The organism is Novosphingobium aeonii (assembly GCF_052279045.1).
Lineage (GTDB): Bacteria > Pseudomonadota > Alphaproteobacteria > Sphingomonadales > Sphingomonadaceae > Novosphingobium.
The window spans coordinates 1,636,047-1,654,431 of sequence record NZ_CP176832.1 but is presented as its reverse complement, the minus strand read 5'-3'; the positions used below and the strand labels follow the sequence as shown (position 1 = coordinate 1,654,431).

At 65.6% G+C, this 18,385-nt stretch carries 18 protein-coding genes and 1 tRNA gene; 6 read left to right on the top strand and 13 right to left on the bottom strand.

Translation table 11 applies throughout. The annotated features are described in order from the left end of the window. Nucleotides 1–14: 14 nt before the first annotated feature. From ffh to ACLIMP_RS08210, 3 genes are all read right to left on the bottom strand, one after another. Entirely contained in the window at nt 15–1,469 is a 1,455-nt protein-coding gene (ffh, locus tag ACLIMP_RS08220; RefSeq protein WP_185997788.1) for a signal recognition particle protein, read from the bottom strand. Between the two features lie 163 nt (nt 1,470–1,632). Next, nucleotides 1,633–1,708: transfer RNA gene (locus ACLIMP_RS08215), tRNA-Ala, on the bottom strand. Between the two features lie 211 nt (nt 1,709–1,919). Next, nucleotides 1,920–2,240 carry a TIGR02300 family protein gene (locus ACLIMP_RS08210; protein WP_054439779.1) on the bottom strand — a complete coding sequence of 107 codons (321 nt, stop codon included), beginning with the start codon at nt 2,238–2,240 and terminating at the stop codon, nt 1,920–1,922. A gap of 221 nt (nt 2,241–2,461) precedes the next feature. Here ACLIMP_RS08210 and aroA point away from each other — a divergent pair, with 221 nt between their 5' ends. The 5 genes from aroA (at nt 2,462) to gloB (ending at nt 7,783) form a co-directional block, all read left to right on the top strand. Next, a complete protein-coding gene (gene aroA / locus ACLIMP_RS08205) occupies nt 2,462–3,784 on the top strand; it encodes a 3-phosphoshikimate 1-carboxyvinyltransferase (protein ID WP_443478164.1) in 1,323 nt (440 codons plus the stop codon). A gap of 60 nt (nt 3,785–3,844) precedes the next feature. Continuing rightward, nucleotides 3,845–4,138, top strand: coding sequence for a CBU_0592 family membrane protein (locus ACLIMP_RS08200; protein WP_054439780.1), 294 nt, complete (start codon nt 3,845–3,847; stop codon nt 4,136–4,138). 27 nt (nt 4,139–4,165) lie between these two features. Beyond that, nucleotides 4,166–4,795 carry a (d)CMP kinase gene (locus tag ACLIMP_RS08195; protein ID WP_324698690.1) on the top strand — a complete coding sequence of 210 codons (630 nt, stop codon included), beginning with the start codon at nt 4,166–4,168 and terminating at the stop codon, nt 4,793–4,795. Between the two features lie 213 nt (nt 4,796–5,008). After that, nucleotides 5,009–6,724 (top strand): 30S ribosomal protein S1, encoded by a 1,716-nt coding sequence (gene rpsA, locus ACLIMP_RS08190; protein WP_132469073.1) that lies wholly within the window; start codon nt 5,009–5,011, stop codon nt 6,722–6,724. 288 nt (nt 6,725–7,012) lie between these two features. After that, nucleotides 7,013–7,783 carry a hydroxyacylglutathione hydrolase gene (gene gloB / locus ACLIMP_RS08185; protein WP_324698689.1) on the top strand — a complete coding sequence of 257 codons (771 nt, stop codon included), beginning with the start codon at nt 7,013–7,015 and terminating at the stop codon, nt 7,781–7,783. Nucleotides 7,784–7,815: 32 nt separating this feature from the next. Here gloB and purT read toward each other — a convergent pair whose 3' ends face one another. The 10 genes from purT to ACLIMP_RS08135 all read right to left on the bottom strand — a co-directional run bounded on the left by purT (nt 7,816) and on the right by ACLIMP_RS08135 (nt 17,561). Beyond that, complete coding sequence (gene purT, locus ACLIMP_RS08180; RefSeq protein WP_324698688.1) at nt 7,816–8,982, bottom strand: formate-dependent phosphoribosylglycinamide formyltransferase; 1,167 nt, start codon at nt 8,980–8,982, stop codon at nt 7,816–7,818. A 63-nt stretch (nt 8,983–9,045) separates the two neighbouring features. Further along, nucleotides 9,046–10,407, bottom strand: a complete 1,362-nt coding sequence (gene mgtE / locus ACLIMP_RS08175; protein ID WP_443478153.1) for a magnesium transporter — start codon at nt 10,405–10,407, stop codon at nt 9,046–9,048. Nucleotides 10,408–10,681: 274 nt separating this feature from the next. Then, nucleotides 10,682–11,275, bottom strand: coding sequence for a F0F1 ATP synthase subunit B (locus ACLIMP_RS08170; protein ID WP_082370470.1), 594 nt, complete (start codon nt 11,273–11,275; stop codon nt 10,682–10,684). Beyond that, nucleotides 11,268–11,762, bottom strand: a complete 495-nt coding sequence (locus ACLIMP_RS08165; RefSeq protein WP_054439784.1) for a F0F1 ATP synthase subunit B family protein — start codon at nt 11,760–11,762, stop codon at nt 11,268–11,270. The genes ACLIMP_RS08170 and ACLIMP_RS08165 overlap by 8 nt, the downstream gene beginning before the upstream one ends. Before the next feature lie 102 nt (nt 11,763–11,864). Next, on the bottom strand, nt 11,865–12,089 hold the full coding sequence (locus tag ACLIMP_RS08160) for a F0F1 ATP synthase subunit C (RefSeq protein WP_054439786.1): 225 nt from the start codon (nt 12,087–12,089) through the stop codon (nt 11,865–11,867). A 41-nt stretch (nt 12,090–12,130) separates the two neighbouring features. Beyond that, nucleotides 12,131–12,916, bottom strand: coding sequence for a F0F1 ATP synthase subunit A (locus tag ACLIMP_RS08155; protein WP_054439788.1), 786 nt, complete (start codon nt 12,914–12,916; stop codon nt 12,131–12,133). A 53-nt stretch (nt 12,917–12,969) separates the two neighbouring features. Continuing rightward, nucleotides 12,970–13,290: an AtpZ/AtpI family protein gene (locus ACLIMP_RS08150; protein WP_054439790.1), complete on the bottom strand. Its 321-nt coding sequence runs from the start codon at nt 13,288–13,290 to the stop codon at nt 12,970–12,972. A 385-nt stretch (nt 13,291–13,675) separates the two neighbouring features. Further along, nucleotides 13,676–14,071 (bottom strand): YdbL family probable chaperone protein, encoded by a 396-nt coding sequence (locus ACLIMP_RS08145; RefSeq protein ID WP_054439792.1) that lies wholly within the window; start codon nt 14,069–14,071, stop codon nt 13,676–13,678. Then, nucleotides 14,071–14,358, bottom strand: coding sequence for a YnbE family lipoprotein (locus ACLIMP_RS08140; protein WP_054439794.1), 288 nt, complete (start codon nt 14,356–14,358; stop codon nt 14,071–14,073). The genes ACLIMP_RS08145 and ACLIMP_RS08140 overlap by 1 nt, the downstream gene beginning before the upstream one ends. Then, nucleotides 14,355–17,561 (bottom strand): intermembrane phospholipid transport YdbH family protein, encoded by a 3,207-nt coding sequence (locus ACLIMP_RS08135; protein ID WP_324698687.1) that lies wholly within the window; start codon nt 17,559–17,561, stop codon nt 14,355–14,357. The genes ACLIMP_RS08140 and ACLIMP_RS08135 overlap by 4 nt, the downstream gene beginning before the upstream one ends. A gap of 53 nt (nt 17,562–17,614) precedes the next feature. Here ACLIMP_RS08135 and radC point away from each other — a divergent pair, with 53 nt between their 5' ends. Continuing rightward, nucleotides 17,615–18,385, top strand: coding sequence for a RadC family protein (gene radC / locus ACLIMP_RS08130; protein WP_324699016.1), 771 nt, complete (start codon nt 17,615–17,617; stop codon nt 18,383–18,385).

The following is an 18,385-nucleotide window of genomic DNA, read 5'->3' as shown; positions in this document are numbered from 1 at the left end:
CAAATCTTCAAAAATTACTTTTTCAGAAACTTGCCGAGATCGGGACCACCGGCGCCGAGGCCGGGAAGGCCCGCCGCGCCGGGACCGAGGCCCTGGCCGCCAAGGCCCGGCATGGCAGCATCGAGGCCGCCCTTGCCGAACATCGCGGCCAGCCCCTTGAGGCCGCCCATCTTCTTGATCTGCTTCATGGCCTTGGACATTTCCTGGTGCATCTTCAGGATCTTGTTCACATCCTGCACCTGGGTGCCCGAACCGTTGGCGACGCGGATCTTGCGCTTGGCATTGAGCAGCGCGGGGTTGGCGCGCTCCTTCTGCGTCATCGAACCGATGATCGCGTCCATGCGCAGCAACACGCGGTCGTCCATGCCCGAGGCCTGCATCGCCGCCTTGGCCTTCTTCATGCCCGGCATCATGCCTGCCAGCGCGCCGAGGCCGCCCATCTTCTGCATCTGGCCAAGCTGCATGCGCAGGTCGTTCATGTCGAACTTCCCCTGCTCCATGCGCTTCGCCAGCGCTTCGGCGTCCTCGATCTTGACCGCTTCGGCGGCCTTCTCGACGATGGAGACGATGTCGCCCATGCCGAGGATGCGGTTGGCGACGCGGCTCGGGTGGAAGACCTCGAGGGCCTCCATCTTCTCGCCGGTGCCCGCGAACTTGATCGGCTTGCCGGTGACGGCCCGCATCGACAGCGCCGCACCGCCGCGCGCATCACCATCCATGCGGGTGAGCACGACGCCAGTAAGATCGACTTCGCCGGAGAACGACTGCGCGACGTTGACCGCGTCCTGACCCGTCAGCGAGTCGACCACGAGCAGCGTTTCACGGGGGTTCGAGATGGCGGCAACCGCCTTCATCTCGTCCATGAGCTGCGTGTCGACATGCAGGCGGCCCGCGGTATCGAGCATCAGCACGTCGACGGCCTGCAGCTTGGCGGACTGCATCGCACGGGTGGCGATCTCGGTCGGCTGCTGGCCGGCGATGATCGGCAGGGTGGCGACGCCGACCTGCTCGCCAAGGACGCGAAGCTGTTCCTGCGCGGCCGGACGGTTGACGTCCAGCGAGGCCATCAGAACCTTCTTGCCCTGCTTCTCGCGGAGGAGGCGGGCGATCTTGGCGGTGCTGGTGGTCTTGCCCGAGCCCTGAAGGCCGACCATCATGATGACGACCGGGGGCGCGGCATTGAGATCGAGTTCAGCGGTCTCTTCGCCGCCGAGCATCTCGATCAGGGCATCGTTGACGATCTTGACGACCTGCTGGCCCGGCGTGACCGAGCGCAGCACCGACTGGCCAACGGCCTTTTCGGTAACCTGGTCGATGAAGCGGCGCACGACGGGGAGCGCGACATCGGCTTCGAGCAGCGCGATGCGCACTTCGCGCATGGCATCGCGAACGTCCTGCTCCTTGAGCGCGCCGCGACCGCGCAGCTTGTCGAAAACGCCACCGAGACGATCCGAAAGGCTGTCGAACATGCCTAACTCCACTGTTGGCCGGCCAACGGGCCAGCCAGAACGCCAAAAACGCCGGTGGGCGAAACCTCGCTGACCGGCGTGACGGGACGTTATGCGAAAAACGCCGGCGGACGAAACCTCGTCAGCCAGCGTGTCGCGTTCCCGCGAAACTGCAATGATGAAATGGTGGAGCCTAGCGGGATCGAACCGCTGACCTCCTGCATGCCATGCAGGCGCTCTCCCAGCTGAGCTAAGGCCCCAATCATTTCAGCGGACCAGCCCCGGGAGGTTCGGTCCGTTCCCTTGCATCGGCTTGCGCCTCCGCTTGGGAGGCCGCCCTCTAGATTGGGTTCGCCGGGCTGACAAGAGGAAATTTTCACCGACCTGTCATTTTTAGGATCGGACCCGATAAAGAGAAAGGGCGCGACAGCCGAAGCTGCGCGCCCTTTCCTGAACCGATGCGTTCGAGACTTACTCGTCCCGGTCGCCGTCGTCGTCGCCCGCGCCGATGCCGAGATCGTCATCGCCGCCGAGATCGACGTCGTTGTCCGGCGAATCGCCGTCGTCGTCGATGTCCAGATCGTCTTCGGCGAGATCCGAATCCTCGGTCTCGACGACTTCCTTCTTCTGGATTTCCTCATAGGGAATCGGCTGCTTCGACTTCAGAACCGGTTCCGGCTGCCAGGAATTACCGCACTCGATGCAGGTAACCGGGTCATCCTTGCCCAGGTCGTAGAAGCGGGTGCCGCATTTCGGGCAGCCGTGCTTGGCGCCCCATTCAGGCTTTGCCATGAAATGTCCTCAATAATGGCCCGTCCGAAAGGCGCAGGCGTGAATTCCGTGTCTTGATGGGAGGGCCGGCGCGCAAAATCAAGCATGCGGGATCAAGCGCGCGGGTCGCATCAGGGCGCGCGCCTTGCCATAGGCCGCACCCGCTGTCAAAAGCCCCGCGATTTTGCGCCCCTTCCAGCCTCGAAAGAAGCCTTGCCGTGAGCCACGACACCACCACCGCCATGCGCCCCCGCCGTTTCCTGCCCGCAGGACCGCTGAAAGGACGCATCCGCGTGCCGGGCGACAAGTCGATCAGCCACCGCTCGATCATGCTGGGGGCACTGGCCGTGGGCGAAACCCGCGTGACCGGCCTGCTCGAAGGCGAGGACGTGCTGGCCACCGCCGCAGCCATGCGCGCGATGGGCGCCAGCGTGGAGCGCATCGGCGAAGGCGAGTGGCGGGTGAACGGCGTGGGCGTCGGCGCCCTGCTCCAGCCTGAAGGTCCGCTCGACATGGGCAATTCCGGCACCTCCACCCGCCTGCTGATGGGCCTCGTGGCCAGCCACCCGATCCATGTCAGCTTCACCGGCGATGCCTCGCTCTCCAAGCGCCCGATGGGCCGCGTGATCGATCCGCTCTCGGAAATGGGCGCGAGCTTCGAGGCGAGCGAAGGCGGCCGCCTGCCGCTGATCGTGCGCGGCGCCTCGCCCGCCGTGCCGATCACCTACCGCCTGCCGGTCGCCTCCGCCCAGGTAAAGAGCGCCGTGCTGCTGGCCGGCCTCAACACGCCGGGAATCACCACCGTGATCGAGCCGGTCCCCACGCGCGACCACTCCGAACGCATGCTCAAGGGCTTCGGCGCCGACCTCACCGTGACCGTGGAGGCCGACGGCACCCGCATCATCACGCTCAAGGGCGAGGCCGAACTCAAGCCGCAGGTCATCGACGTTCCGGGCGACCCTTCGTCCGCGGCGTTCTTCATCGTCGCCGCACTGGTCACGCCGGGCAGCGAGGTCGTGATCGAGAACGTCGGCCTCAACCCCACCCGCGCCGGCCTTGTCGAAGTGCTGCGCCAGATGGGGGGCCAGATCGAATTCCTGGACGAGCGCGAAGTGGGCGGCGAACCGGTCGCGGACCTGCTGGTGAAGCACTCGGCCCTCAAGGGCATCGAAGTGGATCCCGCCGTCGCCCCCGCCATGATCGACGAGTTCCCGGTCCTCTTCGTAGCCGCCGCGCTGGCCGAGGGTGTTACCGTGACGAGCGGACTCGACGAACTGCGCGTGAAGGAATCGGACCGGCTCTCCGCCATGGCCGCCGCGCTCACGCTGGCCGGCGCCGGGATCGAGGAGCGCGAGGACGGCCTCGTCATCACCGGCACCGGCGGCGCGCCCCTGCCCGGCACGCCGGGCGATGCCCGGGTCACGACGCATCTCGACCATCGCATCGCCATGTCCATGGCGATCGCGGGCCTCGGCAGCCGGGACGGCGTCGAAGTCGACGACACCCGCCCGATCGCCACCAGCTTCCCCAATTTCGAGGAACTTCTGGCAACGCTCGCCGGATAGGCGCATTTGGCTAAAGGAGGCGGCGCGATGCCGCCTTCCGCCATTCGGCCGGGAGCCTGCATGATCCTCGAACTGCCGGAAACGCTCAGCAACGTCCTCGGCTTCCTGGGAACGGCCTGCTGCATTCTCGCCTATGCCTACGTCACTTATGAGGACAGGCCGAACCGCTACCTCCAGCACGGGCTCAACCTTGCCGGCGCGGTGCTGCTGCTGATCTCGCTGATGGTGAACGTGAACCTGCCCTCGATCGCGATGGAATCGCTCTGGGCGGTGATCGCCGGATGCGGCCTCCTGAAGGCTCTGCTGTCACGCCGCAAGCGGTTGCGCCCGTCGGACGACACGACCTTGCACTGATCCCTGCCAGCGGCCATGAAGCCAGCCATGATCATCGCCGTAGACGGACCCACCGCCTCGGGCAAAGGCACTATCGCCAAAGCCCTTTCCCGCCATTTCGGGCTGCCTCACCTCGATACCGGGCTGCTTTATCGCGCGGTGGGGCGGCAGTGCTTCCTCGATGGCGGCAATCCTGACGACCCGGCCGCCGCGCTTGCCGCCTGCACATTCGCCGACGGGCTGCTCGAAGACCCCGAACTGCGCTCCGAAGCCACCGGCGGGCTGGCAAGCCGCGCCTCGGTGCATCCCGCCGTGCGCCAGGCCCTTTTCGAACGCCAGCGCAGCTTCGCCACGCAGGCCGGCGGCGCCGTGCTTGACGGCCGCGACATCGGCACCGTGATCGCGCCGGAAGCGGGGGTGAAACTCTTCGTCGTCGCATCCGTCACCGCCCGCGCCCAGCGCCGCTTCCTGGAGATGCAGGCGCAGGGCCGCACGGTCTCCCTTGAAGAGATCGAGGCCGATCTCGCCGCCCGCGACGAACGCGACCGCAACCGCAAGGACGCCCCGCTTGTCGCCGCCGACGACGCCGTCGTTCTCGACACCTCGGAACTGGGCCGTGACGAGGCGATCGCCGCTGCCGTGGCCATCGCCGGGAAGGCCGCTGCGGTCCTTCCCTGAACGGCCCCATTCTCCTTGCATTTCGGCGGCCAACGGCGTAGTGGCCGCCGGTCTGGAGAGCCATGCGGCTCGAAGGACGCCACGGCCGGCATCCGGCCACCGTGGCAGTTCGGCCCTTTTGGCCCGTTTCGCCTGCATGGTGCGGCAAAGCGGAGGAAAGACCGGCGGAAACAACCGCCTGGCCGGGAAAATGTTGAACAGGAAAGACCTTTAATGGCTACTTCTGCCAATCCCACTCGCGATGATTTCGCGAAGATGCTTGACGATCAGCTCGGCGGCGTCGCCGATGACGGCTTCGAAGGCCGCGTCGTCAAGGGTACCGTCACCGCCATCGAAAACGACAAGGCCGTCATCGACGTGGGCCTGAAGAGCGAGGGCCGCGTTGCCCTGCGCGAATTCGCCCGCGGTGAAGACGACCACGGCCTCAAGGTCGGTGACGAAGTCGAAGTTTACGTCGACCGCGTCGAAAACGCCGACGGTGAAGCGATGCTGTCGCGCGACCGCGCACGCCGCGAAGCCGCCTGGGACAAGCTCGAAAACGAATTCGGTGAAGGCAAGCGCGTCGAAGGCGTGATCTTCGGCCGCGTCAAGGGCGGCTTCACCGTCGACCTCGACGGCGCCGTTGCCTTCCTTCCCGGCTCGCAGGTCGACATCCGCCCCGTGCGCGACGTCACCCCGCTCATGGACGTGCCGCAGCCCTTCCAGATCCTCAAGATGGACCGTCGCCGTGGCAACATCGTCGTGTCGCGCCGCGCCGTCCTCGAAGAAACGCGCGCCGAACAGCGCAGCGAGCTGATCGACAAGCTGAGCGAAGGCCAGGTCATCGAAGGCGTCGTCAAGAACATCACCGACTACGGTGCGTTCGTTGACCTCGGCGGCATCGACGGCCTGCTCCATGTCACCGACATGAGCTACAAGCGCGTCAACCACCCGAGCGAAGTGATCGCCATCGGCGACACCGTGAAGGTCCAGATCATCCGCATCAACCAGGACACCCAGCGCATCAGCCTCGGCATGAAGCAGCTGGAAAGCGATCCGTGGGAAGGCGCAGCCGTCAAGTACCCGGTCGGCGCCAAGCTGTCGGGCACTGTCACGAACATCACCGAATACGGTGCCTTCGTGGAACTGGAAGCCGGCATCGAGGGCCTCGTCCACGTTTCGGAAATGTCCTGGACCAAGAAGAACGTCCACCCCGGCAAGATCGTCTCGACCTCGCAGGAAGTCGAAGTGGTCGTTCTCGAAGTCGATTCGGACAAGCGCCGCATCTCGCTCGGCCTCAAGCAGGCTCAGCAGAACCCCTGGGAAGCCTTCGCCGAGAAGCACCCCGTCGGTTCGCAGGTTGAAGGCGAAGTCAAGAACGCCACTGAATTCGGCCTGTTCATCGGTCTCGACGGCGACGTCGACGGCATGGTTCACATGTCGGACATCGCCTGGGGCATCTCGGGCGAAGACGCGCTGGCTCTGCACCGCAAGGGCGAGCAGGTTTCGGCCGTGGTTCTCGACGTCGACGTCGAGAAGGAACGCATCAGCCTCGGCATGAAGCAGCTTGAGCGCGGTGCTCCGGCAGCTGGCGGCGTTGCCGCAGCCGGCGGCGAAGGCGGCCTGCGTCGTGGCCAGGTCACCACCGTGACCGTCCTCGAAGTTCGCGACGGCGGTCTGGAAGTCCAGGCTGGCGACGATGGCGCCACCGGCTTCATCAAGCGTTCGGACCTCGGCCGCGACCGCGACGAGCAGCGCCCCGACCGCTTCCAGGTCGGCCAGAAGCTCGACGCCATGGTCACCGGTTTCGACCGTTCCAAGAAGCCCAACTTCTCGGTCAAGGCCCGCCAGCTGGCCGAAGAGAAGGAAGCCGTGGAACAGTACGGTTCGTCGGACTCGGGCGCTTCGCTCGGCGACATCCTCGGCGAAGCCCTCAAGAACCGTTCGTAAGAACGTTCCGGGTTTCACCGCGAGGTGAATCAGTAAAGGCCCGTCCGGAGAAATCCGGGCGGGCTTTTGCTTTTGCGGGAACGTGATAGGCTCCGCGCATGGCGATACGAGACCTGCTGAAAACAGTCCTCGAACGTTGGGGCGTACCGATCGCCTAGGCCTTTCTGTTGGCGGCCACCTCGATCCTGGATTTCGCCGGCTCAGCCGGCACATGCGATACTTCGCAATGCGAAGGCGGCTTCCCGATCGCCGATTGAGCTCCTAAATCTCTCCCTGAGGAGAGACCCCATGCTCGAAGTCCACCAGTTTCCCTGTCTCAGCGACAATTACGGCTACCTGCTGCACGATCCGGCGAGCGGCGAAACCGCTTGCATCGATACCCCGGATGCCGACGAATATCTGCGCGAGGCCGCACACAGGGGCTGGCAGATCACCCAGATCTGGAACACCCACTGGCACCCCGATCACGCTGGCGGGAATGCGGCCATCAAGGCCGTCACCAACTGCACGATCACCGCGCCGCAGGGCGATGCCGCAAGGATCGACGGCGTGGACCGCACGGTGATGCAAGGCGACGTGGTTTCGCTGGGTGACTGGAAAGCCCAGGTTATCGACGTGGGCGGCCATACGCTGGGCCACTGCGCCTACTACATTCCCGGCGCTCAAATGGCTTTCGTCGGCGATTCGGTCTTTGCGCTGGGCTGCGGGCGCATGTTCGAAGGCGATCCGGCCCAGTTCTGGGCGAGCCTCCAGCGGATCAAGGCGCTTCCTGCGGGCACGATGCTCTACTGCGCGCACGAATATACCGCATCGAACGCCAGGTTCGCGCTTCACGCCGACCCCGACAATGCCGAGCTGGCAGCCTATGCCGACGATATCGTCCGCGCCCGGGCGGCCGGGCTGCCCACTGTTCCGGCCAAGCTGGGCCGCGAACTGCTCACCAACCCGTTCCTGCGCGCGGACGATCCGGCGCTGCAGGCGCGCTGGGCGCCGGAAGGGTCACATGGAGACGCGGTGGCTACATTCGCGGCCCTGCGGGAAGCCAAGAACAGCTTCTGAGGCGGCAGGGGAGCGGCTCCCCTGCCCTCCCCTTATTCGTAAACGATGCGCACTTTCGCGGCGGCTTCCGCCGCGATCCGGCGTGCGCTGTCTGTATCTCCGGCGAGCGCCAGCGTCGCGCCCATCCGGCGATAGGGCCGCGTCGTGGGCTTGGCGAAAAGGCGCAGGTCCACTTGGCCGCCCGGCGTCGCCAGCGCATCTGCCTGGCCTTCGTAAGCGAAGGAATCGGACACCCGGTCAGCCAGGATCACCGCCGAGGCGCTGGGCCCATGCAGGGTGATTTCCGGGATCGGCAGGCCGAGAATCGCGCGCGCGTGGAGGTCGAACTCGGAAAGGTTCTGCGAGATGAGCGTGACCATCCCGGTATCGTGCGGGCGCGGCGAGAGCTCGGAGAAGATCACATCCTCGCCCTTCACGAAGAACTCCACGCCGAAAATGCCGTAACCGCCAAGATCGTCCACGACCTTGCGCGCCATGTCCTGCGCATCGGCGATGGCGGAGGGCGCCATCGGCGTCGGCTGCCAGGATTCCTGGTAATCGCCGCGCTCCTGTCGGTGGCCGATCGGCGGGCAGAACGACACGCCCTCGCGGCTGCGCACGGTCAGGAGGGTGATCTCGTAATCGAAATCGACGAACTCCTCCACGATCACGCGCGCACGGTCACCGCGCATGTTGGACACGGCGTAGTCCCACGCCTTCTCCAGATCGGCGGCATCGCGCACCGTGCTCTGGCCCTTGCCCGATGACGACATGACCGGCTTGATGACGCAAGGCAGCCCCGTGTGCGCGGCGCCGGCCATGACCTCATCCAGGTTCTCGGCATAGCGATAGCGCGAAGTCCGCAGGCCGAGTTCCGTCGCCGCCACTTCGCGGATACGGTCGCGGTTCATCGTCATCTGGGTCGCGCGCGCGGACGGCACGACGCAGAAACCCTCGGCCTCCACTTCCGCCAGCACCTCGGTGCGGATCGCCTCAACCTCGGGGACGATGAAATCGGGCCGGTGCTTCTCGATGGCGGCACGCAGGCGCTCGCCATCGAGCATGGAGAACACCTCGAACTGGTCCGCCACCTGCATGGCAGGCGCGCCCTCATAAGCGTCGCAGGCCACAACCTGACAGCCGAGCCGCTTGGCCGAGATCACGAATTCGCGGCCCAGTTCGCCCGAGCCGAGCAACAGGATCTTCGCGGTGAATGCCATGGGGCCGTCCTTTCGTCTGGTATCCGGCGACAAGGGATGGGTCGCCAATTCGATCATCCGGGCCTAGAGCAGCGTACCGGATAGAATGGCAAGCGCGATGGTGAAATAGATCACCAGCCCCGTGACATCCACGAGCGTCGCGACGAACGGGGCCGATGCACTGGCCGGATCGAAGCCCAGCTTCTGGAGCAGGAACGGCAGCATCGAGCCCGCCAGCGAACCGAACGTCACGATCCCTACAAGACCGGCCGAAACAGTGGTCGCGATCAGGATCCAGTGGCTGCCGTAATCATAGAAGCCCAGTGCCTGCCACGCGGCGATGCGCACGAAGCCCACCGTACCGAGGATGGCGCCCAGCACCATGCCCGCCGGCAGTTCGCGCAGCGCCACGCGCCACCAGTCGCGCAGGCGCACCTGGCCGACCGCAAGCGCCCGGATGATGAGCGAGGTCGCCTGGCTGCCGCTGTTGCCGCCCGAACTCATGATCAGCGGGATGAACAGCGTCAGCACCACTGCACGGGCCAGTTCGTTCTCGAAATGCTGCATGGCGCTGGCGGTGAGCATTTCCGAAACGAACAGCACGCTGAGCCAGCCCGCGCGTTTGCGGATCATCTCGAAGAAGCCGGTTTCGAGATAGGGGCGGTCGAACGCCTCCAGTCCGCCGAACTTCTGGACGTCCTCGGTATGCTCGGCCACCAGCGCGTCAAGCACGTCATCCACGGTGACGATCCCGAGGGGCCGCCCCTCGTCGTCCACCACCGGCAGCGCAAGAAGATCGTGCCGCCGGATGAGGTGAGCCACCTCCTCGCGGTCGGTGCCGGGCGTCACCGTTACCGGCTCCCGGTCCCGGGCAAGGTCGATCGCCGGCGAATCGGGCTGTGCGGCGATCAGGCGGCGCAGCGAGATCGTGGCATCGAGGCGGCCCCGCTCGTCGAGAAGGAACACCGAATAGACCGTCTCGCGGCTGCGCTCCACCGTACGGATGAGATCGAGAACTTCAGCCACGCTGGCCGAAATCCGTGCGGCGACGAACTCCGTCGTCATCATGCCGCCGGCGCTGTCTTCCGGCCATGCCAGCAGGCTGCGCAGCGAAGTGCGCACTTCGGGAGCAAGGGCGCCGAGGAGCTGGCCAGCCACGGCTTCGTCCATTTCGGCAAGCACGTCGGCAGCCCGGTCTTCCGCCATCTGCGCAAGAAGCTGGACGGCGCGCGGCTGCGGCAGCAAGGCCAGGACATCGGGAGCCGCCGAGAATTCGGGCCGGTCAAGCACAGCCACGGCGCGCACGTCGGCCATGCGGCCGAGCTTGGCGGCAGCGGCCTGCGGCGCCAGCGCCTGAAGCATCTCGACGATATCTGCAATATAGAGCCCGCTCTTGGCGGGACGGGCACCGGCGGTCACGCCGGCGAAGAGGTCGTTCACCATCATCACACCTTTCGTCCGCACGACCCGGGCGGACGACGGCCAGCGAGAACTAGCGGACGACCTCCGGGCGTGCGGTCCTACTGGAACTGTCGCTTGACATGTCCTCGCTTCCTGAAACACCGCAGCAACATGGGCTGCGCGGGCGTCGCTCTGATCCCAAACGCAGCGCCCGTCAACTCCCGATCACGCTCCCGCCGGACATGACCGGACGCGGGACACAAAAAAGCCCCCGTGCAGCGCACGGAGGCCTTTTGCTTCGCAGCCGATCCGGAAAAGATCAGATTCCGGCGATTGCCTGATCGACCAGCGCCTTGTCGGCATCCGCCGAATGGTTGGTCTTGATAAGGCCCCGCGCTGCCGCGGCAGCGGCGGCAGCGGCTTGCTGGCGCAGTTCGGTGACGGCGGCACGTTCGACGGCGCCGATCTTGTCCTGGGCCATCTTCTCGCGGCGGGCGATGACATCGGTCGTATCGGCCTGAGCCTTGGCGACGATGGTTTCCGCTTCGTGACGGGCATGGTCGAGCATGGCCGCGGCGTCCTTTTCGGCGCTCGCGATCTTGTCGGCATATTCCTTGCGCAGCGCTTCCGCTTCGGCGCGCAGAGTCGTGGCTTCGGCAAGCTGCGCCTTGATCTCGGCAATCTTGCTGTCGAGACCGCCGGAGATCATCTTCGGCAGCCCCTTCCAGAGCATGATCGCGATGAGCACCAGCATCGAGGCGCTGACGACCGCAACCGGCGGGGCGACGCCCAGCAGCAGCGGTTCGGCATGATGCTCCACGCCGGCCTGGGTTCCTGCCATCTCGGCGCCTTCGTGGGACGTACCCTCGGCGACGACGGTGTCCGTGGTGGACAGCTCAGTGTTCTCAGCCATGGACCAGGTTCTCCTTAACGGCGGAACGAACCGCACCGTCGTCAAGAGTCAGGCCGGCAATGCGGCTGACGATCTCGCGCGCGGCGTCGGCGGCGACGTCCTCGATCTCGGCGGCGGCCGAACGGCGTGCCTGCGAGATACGGGTTTCGGCTTCGGCGAGCGTGGCGTCGATTGCCACCTGCGCGGTCGCGAGGCGCTCGGTCGTGACGGCAGCGGCCTTGGCGCGGGCTTCCGCGATAAGGGCCTGCGCCTCGGCGCGGTTAGCGTTCTCACGCGTGCGCCAGGCTTCCTCTTCCGCATCGGCCGATGCGCGGAAGCGCTCGGCGGCGGCGAGGTCGTCGGCAATCTGCTTGTCGCGCTGCGCGACCGTATCCATGACCTTGGGAACCATTCCCCGTCCAACGACGAAGAACGTGAAGCCGAAGAAGATCAGCATCCAGAAGATCTGGCTGGAATAAGTCGCGGCTAGCTGTGCGATCTGAGGCATGGGTCCGCCCTGTCTCGAAGTGGCCGATAGAATTCTTGCATCCGGTGATCCGGCCGCCTCACCAAAGGGTTCGGGCAGCCGGACCGGATCAGTGGCGCGCGATCAGGCGAAGATCAGCAGCGCGGCAACGACGAACGACAGCAGACCGAGAAGTTCGGCACCGGCGAAGCCGATGAAGAGACGGCCCTGCTGGGCATCAGCGGCGCCCGGATTGCGCAGCGCGCCTTCGAGGAACTTCGCGAAAACGCTACCCACGCCGATCGAGGCGAGGCCGCAACCGATTGCGGCGAAACCAGCACCAAGCAGCTTTGCAGCTTCTGCGTCCATTTCAAAAACTCCCTTTGGAAAACTCGAGTGAGACTGAAAAATCAGTGAAGATTCTCGGCGTCGTTGAGATAGACGCAAGTGAGAAGAGCGAAAACATAGGCCTGGATACCGGCAACCAGCAGCTCGAGAGCGCAGATGCCGACCATCAGGATGAAGCTGGGCAGCCCGGCGATGGCGAAGAGGCCGATACCGGCATTGCCCGAGCTGATGACGAAGCTCGAAAGAACCTCAAGAAGGACGTGGCCGGCCATCATTGCGACGAAAAGACGCAGGCCGAGGCTGAACGGGCGCACCAGGAAGGAGATCAGTTCCACGCAGAAGATCAGCGGGATCATGATCACCGGAGTGCCGTGCGGCACGAACAGCGAGAAGAAGTGCAGCTTGTGCTTCGCGAAACCGACGATGATGACGATCGCGAAGGAAAGCACCGCAAGAACGCCCGTGGCCGAGAAGTGGCTGGTGAACGTGAAGGCATGGAGACCGATCACGCCCAGCGGCAGCAGGCCGAGGAAGTTCGCGAAGAGAATGAACATGAACAGCGAGAAGATGTACGGAACGTACTTCTTGCCGCCGGGGCCGACGTTCGCAGCCAGCATGCCGTCGATGAAGCCGGTGAAGGTTTCCACCGCCATCTGCCAACGACCGGGCACGAGCTGGCGCTTCATGCCGCCCGCAACGAAGAACGCCAGCGTGACGGCGGCAATCGCCATCCACAGCGTGCTGTTGGTGAAGGCGATGTTGTAACCGGCGATGCTCCAGCCTTCCGAGCCGAACAACGGCTGGATGCTGAACTGGTGCATCGGATCGACCTTCGCTTCGGCTGCCACGCGAATATCCCTGTCGCCAATGAACGACAGCGCCCTAATCCACCCCCCTTGGGTCAATCCGGGCGCCGGTTCGAATTCCTGATAATATTCCTGAAGGCAACGAATATTCCGAGGAACATCATTACCATCAGACCCCAGGGCGATGTTCCGGCAAAGTGATCAATCACCCAGCCAAGAAACAGACCACCGGCAACCCCACCGAGCAAGTCGGCCAGGACGCGGTTTCCGGCACGATAGGCATCGTCCGTTTCCGCGCCCGCGACCGGCTTCTGACGCTTCGCCTCCCGCTCACGAAGGGCTTTCAGCCGATCGTCCAGCGAATCGAGGCGCGCATCCTCGCCGACAGGTTCCCGTGCGGACGGCTCGTCGTTCATGTCAGGCTCCTCCTCTCAAACGAATAGGAACGTAATGACGCGTTCAACGGCTGCCCGCCGAGGGCGCCGCCCCCTTAGGGTGGGGCTATTCTTGAGTCAACCATGGCACGAGGCGCGCGGCAACAGTTGTTCACACGCGACGGCGTGTGTCCAAGTGTCGATCAGGCTGCGGAAGTGGTGCCTTGCGGACAATACCGCAAGGACGATGCCGAAGAAAATCCTCAAGAACGCGCCGAACGTCCGCCGGGATATTCAGCTCGGGAGGAAGCCCGGCCGCTCGCCTTCGCGAACGCGGCGCTCTTCGACATACGAAAAAGGGCGACCGGAAAACCGGCCGCCCTTTCAATGTTCATTAGACGCTGTCGATATCAGCGCCAGCCCGATATCAGGGGCAGCGTGCATCGCGCTCCGGCGCTCCGGCACCGCGAACCTTCCATGAACCATCGGGGGCCTGATACTTTTCGCCCGGCTGGGTCTGCGAGATCAGGCGGCATGCCGTGGCAAAGGCATATTCCTCGATCGTGCTCTTGCCCGCGGCCTTTTCGGTGTAGATCGCGCGCCGCTTGTTGTTGAGGTCACGAACCATGGCGCGAATATCGGCGGAAGGCGCTCCGATCACGCCGAGATAACCGTCCTTCTGTTCGCCCACCTGCCCTGCGGCACGGGCTGCGGCATAGGCCGGGTCGCGCCCTTCCTGCGCCAGCGCGCCGCTACCGGCACCAAGTGCCAGCGCAATCGCACCCAGATAGGCGACGGGACTGCTGAAACGGATCTTGCTCATCAGAATACGCCTTCGTTTTCCTTGATCGTGTTCTCCGCGTCCTGGGAGAGACGATAGATAACTTCCTGCCTGATGTTGATGTTGAGTTCGATCACTATCGGCTTGTCGGGCGCGCTCACATTCACGCATCCGCCCAGCATCGATCCCAGACCCATCACCACCATCAGGGCGCGAACGGCGCGCCTGCCGGACCGAAAGGGAACCTGCTGCGGGTTGTGGAGTGCCTGGCTCATCATCGCCGGACTTGTCGCAGCCGGAGTGCTTCCGGTCAATTCCAGGGCCTTCATGGATTATTCTCGCTGACTGGAGGCTGAATGGTGGCTGGGGCGGGACGAGTTGAACCGGGATCGCCCGTCGGGACCTGCCCCGGCACCGTGCTGAATATGCCGACCGCACGCGGATCGGTGACGTAAGTGGGATCGTAAAGCGAACGCATCGAGCCGAAGAGCTTGAAGAACGGCGCCTTGATCTTGACGACGAAGCGGATCGGCAGCTTCGCGATCTGCTTGGTGATGAAGTTTCGCTGCGCACTGGTTCCCTGGCTGAGCCCGTCGAAACTGATGCGCGTGAGAAGTTCGCCCGAGATCGAGCCGCCCAGCCCGATCTCCATGTGCCTGTAGTCCACCGACTTGAGCGCACCGAAGGCGAAATTGCCCATCGCCGAAAGGTCCTTGTAGGTCAGCGCGCCCAGATAACTGACATTGCCGCCCGGATCGCGCGAGGCGAGGTAGCCATCGACGATGCGCCCGCCCTGCTCATCGAACACCAGCGGCACTTCGCCATCGAAGACGCCGGTGGCATTGATGTTGGTGAGTTCGAGGTGCTGAACAAAGGTCGCCGCGTCGAGCCCGCTGACGTTGAGCTTGTAGTGCCGTGTTTCCGAGGCGCCGATGCGCATCGTCGCCGGGTCCAGCGTCAGCGTGCCTGACATGAACGGCCAGCGTGCTCCGTTCAGGCGCAGCAGGTAGCCGGGCTCCATCTGGAACGACAGCTCCCCATCGGTCACTTCCACGCCGGGATTGATCGAGGCGATCTTCAGCTTCTGGTCCGGCGCAGTGACGAAGCCGAGCAGGTCCGTGAACGCGATATCCCCGCTCAATCCCTTCACCGGACCGAACGCCGCCGCAAAATCGAGGCCGTCGGTGGCGAAGCGCCCGTGGCTGGTCACGCCCTGCCCGTTCCAGTCGATCCGTCCGGTGCCGTGGACGCTGCCTTCCAGGTTCGAGACGATGCCCAGCAGCAAAGGCGAGAGCGTTTCGGCCTGGACCTGCTTGTCGAACGTGATCCCGGAGACCGCGAGGTCGGCATGGCCGCTCGCCTTGCCGAGATCGTGGACCACGTCGGCGCGGACCATTTCACGGTCGCTGGTGGGCTCCCGCAGCACGGCCTGGGCGGTAATGACGTTGTTTTCCAGCCTCAGCGTTCCGTCGCGGGCGACGAGAGGCTGGAAACGCGGCGCCTGCTGGCGATCGACCAGGGTGAAGCGGGCCTTGTCGATGGCGAGCACGCCCCCCGAATAGCGCCAGTTGCCCGCGGTCTGCTTGAGGTCGAGCGGGACGGCGGCGAGCGAAATGTCCGCTTCATCGAACGCCCCGCCGATATCCTTGCCCACTTGCGCATCCAGCGTGGCGAGGCGGAACCGCGATGGCGCCTCCCGCGGACCGAGGCTGACATCGACCGCCTTCGCGGTCAGCGCGCCGGGCCTGCCGGCGAACTGCGCGTAGCCGAGCGGGCCGCTGGCGACGCGAATCGGGGTTTCGCCAAGGTGCCCGGACACGTCGAGCGCCGGAACGCCTGCGGCGATGTCGAACCCGCCTGCATGGCTGCGCAGGATCGAACCGCCGCGCGCCGGGCAGACTTGCAGGCTGCGCCTGTCGAGCGTGAGATTTGCAAAAGCGAGCCGCCCGAAGCCGATCGTCGTGCATCGCGGCCAGACCGCAAGCGTGCCGTCCGCGCCCCAGCGCCCGTCGATCGGCAGGACCAGATCCTGCGCCGCGCCGCCGGGCAAGGCACCGGAAAGGCGCGTTTCGCCGGTGAAGCTCATCGTGCCGTCAGGCGTCTGGCTCAGCGCGAAATGCGGCAGGGCCACGCGGGAATCGCCGGCGCGGTATTCCGGCATCTCGACCTGCAGCGCGAGATGGCCGCGTGCATCGCTTTCCATCCGCCCGGAAACTTGCGGCAACCCCTGCCCGCCACTTGCGAAATTGCCGGTGACCACGGGGCGGCGGTCGTTCGCCCCGAATTTCGCCTGCAGGCGGGACAGCGCCAGCAACGAGGCACCGCTGGCCCCGCGCCAATGGCCGCGCGGCACCACCAGGCTGAACCCGTCCTCGCCGCGTCTCAGGATGAGATTCGCGTCAAGCGTACTGCCCCGCGTCTCGCGGGCCAGCGCAGAGCGGACCTGCGTGGCGACCGGCGCGGCGAGCGTGCCCTCCCCGGCGCGCGCCGCCTCGACCAGCATGGCATCAACCGATTCGCCGATGGAGACGCCCTTGCCCGTCACGTCTCCGTCGAGATCGAATCGCGCAAGACCGTTTGCGGAGCGCAGGCTTCCATCGAACGCCAGTTGCCCCAGCCGCGCCTGCGGCGTGGCGAGGCCTTTCGCCTCCACGCGGAACTGAGCGGTGAGCGCCTGCCTGCGATAGGTGAAACGTCCCGAGCCGGTCAGGCCCTCCAGCCGGTTGGCCGCGAAGCCTGTCTCGCCGGCGTCTAGACCGATCCTGCCCTCGCCGCCGTCGAGCAACCGGTCGAGCGTCACGTCGAGCTGCGCGCCGCTCTTTGCCACCCGAAGCGACTGCTTCGGGCAGGCCAGACCGTCGAACCGCAGCGGGCCGGTGAAGCGGGGCTTGCCGCCGGAGATGCGGACCCTGCCATAGAGCGTGGTCCGCCCCGCCTCGCAGCCTTGCGCGGCAAGATGCGGAGAAAGGGCCGCGAGTTCGCCGTCGAACCCGCCGCGCAGCCCGCCTTTTCCGGCAAGCCTGGCGGCGATGCGGCCATAGTCGCTCTCGATCAGGGCGCGCCCGTCCTCCACCGCCACGTCGAGGTCGGGCAAGGCGTAGTCCTTGCTCGGCTCACCCGCGTGCAGCACTTTGTCGAGCGAGCCCAGGCTGAACCTGCCGCCGTGAAGGGTGCCGAAAAGGCGCGGGCGAACCACGGTGATTCGCCCGATGCCCGGCCAACCCCAGTTCAGCCGCGTGGCGACGCGGATTTCCTCGACAGTGAGGTCCGGCCGGCGGGGATCGCCGATCACGAGATTGCGCACGACCTGTTCGGAAGGACCGATGTTGACGATCTCGTAAGTGGCAGGGAGCCCCAGCTTGGCAAGCTCGCCGGAGATCAGGTTTTCGGCGATGTCCTCGCGCCAGAACCATGTGCCGGCCAGCCCGAGCGCGGCGCCCGTCAGCAGGACGAGTGCAAACGCCCTCCGGCGCTTGCGGCGCGGCGGGGGCGTTTCCGCCGGAGCGGTGGCTGGGTCATGCTCCTGAGGCATCCGGTCCTTCACTTGCGCTTGGCGTCCGGGAAAGGCAATTGTCTGTGCACGTTATGCCCGATCACGACAGTCTCTTCGATGAACCCGCCGAAAACTCCGGCCCGGATGCCGGTGGGGTTTCGGGTGCCCGGGATGGGCGCGCCGCGCAGACGGGGAACGATCCCAGCGGCCACCGGGCCCGGTTGCGCAAGCGGCTGGTCGAAGGTGGGGCGGAAGCTCTGGGGGATCACGAGGTCATAGAACTCCTGCTGATGCAGGCCGTTCCCCGGCGCGACATGAAACCCCTCGCCCGCAGCCTGATCCATCGCTTCGGCTCGCTGGCGGGCGTGCTGCAGGCGGATCCGCGCGCGCTGGCCGGCCACCCCGGCATGGGCGAGGCTGCCGTGGCCGCGCTGCGGGTGGTCACTGTCGCGGCGACCCGCCTCGCCCGCCAGAAAGTGCGCGAAGCACCGGTGATCGGCTCGTGGCAGGCTTTGATAGACTATCTGACGATCGACATGGCGCACCTCACGCGTGAGCGCGTGCGCGTGCTCTATCTCAATTCGAAGAACATGCTGATCCTCGACGACCTCGTGGGCGACGGTTCGATCGACGAAGCTGCCATCCATCCGCGGGAGGTGATTCGCCGTGCGCTGGACATTGGGGCAACGGCGCTGATTCTCGTTCACAACCACCCTTCCGGCTCGCCCCAGCCCAGCCGCGCCGACATCGAGGTCACCAACCGCATCGCCGAGGCCGGACGACTGCTCGGCATCTCGGTGCACGACCATGTCATCATCGGCCGGGAAGGCCATACGAGCCTCAGGGCCAAGGGACTGATCTGA

Bases quoted from the DNA above. Each gene is read 5' to 3' on its own strand.
- ffh (WP_185997788.1), bottom strand. From the start codon at position 1,469: ATGTTCGACAGCCTTTCGGATCGTCTCGGTGGCGTTTTCGACAAGCTG.
- ACLIMP_RS08210 (WP_054439779.1), bottom strand. From the start codon at position 2,240: ATGGCAAAGCCTGAATGGGGCGCCAAGCACGGCTGCCCGAAATGCGGC.
- aroA (WP_443478164.1), top strand. From the start codon at position 2,462: ATGCGCCCCCGCCGTTTCCTGCCCGCAGGACCGCTGAAAGGACGCATC.
- ACLIMP_RS08200 (WP_054439780.1), top strand. From the start codon at position 3,845: ATGATCCTCGAACTGCCGGAAACGCTCAGCAACGTCCTCGGCTTCCTG.
- ACLIMP_RS08195 (WP_324698690.1), top strand. From the start codon at position 4,166: ATGATCATCGCCGTAGACGGACCCACCGCCTCGGGCAAAGGCACTATC.
- rpsA (WP_132469073.1), top strand. From the start codon at position 5,009: ATGGCTACTTCTGCCAATCCCACTCGCGATGATTTCGCGAAGATGCTT.
- gloB (WP_324698689.1), top strand. From the start codon at position 7,013: ATGCTCGAAGTCCACCAGTTTCCCTGTCTCAGCGACAATTACGGCTAC.
- purT (WP_324698688.1), bottom strand. From the start codon at position 8,982: ATGGCATTCACCGCGAAGATCCTGTTGCTCGGCTCGGGCGAACTGGGC.
- mgtE (WP_443478153.1), bottom strand. From the start codon at position 10,407: ATGATGGTGAACGACCTCTTCGCCGGCGTGACCGCCGGTGCCCGTCCC.
- ACLIMP_RS08170 (WP_082370470.1), bottom strand. From the start codon at position 11,275: ATGGCTGAGAACACTGAGCTGTCCACCACGGACACCGTCGTCGCCGAG.
- ACLIMP_RS08165 (WP_054439784.1), bottom strand. From the start codon at position 11,762: ATGCCTCAGATCGCACAGCTAGCCGCGACTTATTCCAGCCAGATCTTC.
- ACLIMP_RS08160 (WP_054439786.1), bottom strand. From the start codon at position 12,089: ATGGACGCAGAAGCTGCAAAGCTGCTTGGTGCTGGTTTCGCCGCAATC.
- ACLIMP_RS08150 (WP_054439790.1), bottom strand. From the start codon at position 13,290: ATGAACGACGAGCCGTCCGCACGGGAACCTGTCGGCGAGGATGCGCGC.
- ACLIMP_RS08145 (WP_054439792.1), bottom strand. From the start codon at position 14,071: ATGAGCAAGATCCGTTTCAGCAGTCCCGTCGCCTATCTGGGTGCGATT.
- ACLIMP_RS08140 (WP_054439794.1), bottom strand. From the start codon at position 14,358: ATGAAGGCCCTGGAATTGACCGGAAGCACTCCGGCTGCGACAAGTCCG.
- ACLIMP_RS08135 (WP_324698687.1), bottom strand. From the start codon at position 17,561: ATGCCTCAGGAGCATGACCCAGCCACCGCTCCGGCGGAAACGCCCCCG.
- radC (WP_324699016.1), top strand. From the start codon at position 17,615: ATGCCCGATCACGACAGTCTCTTCGATGAACCCGCCGAAAACTCCGGC.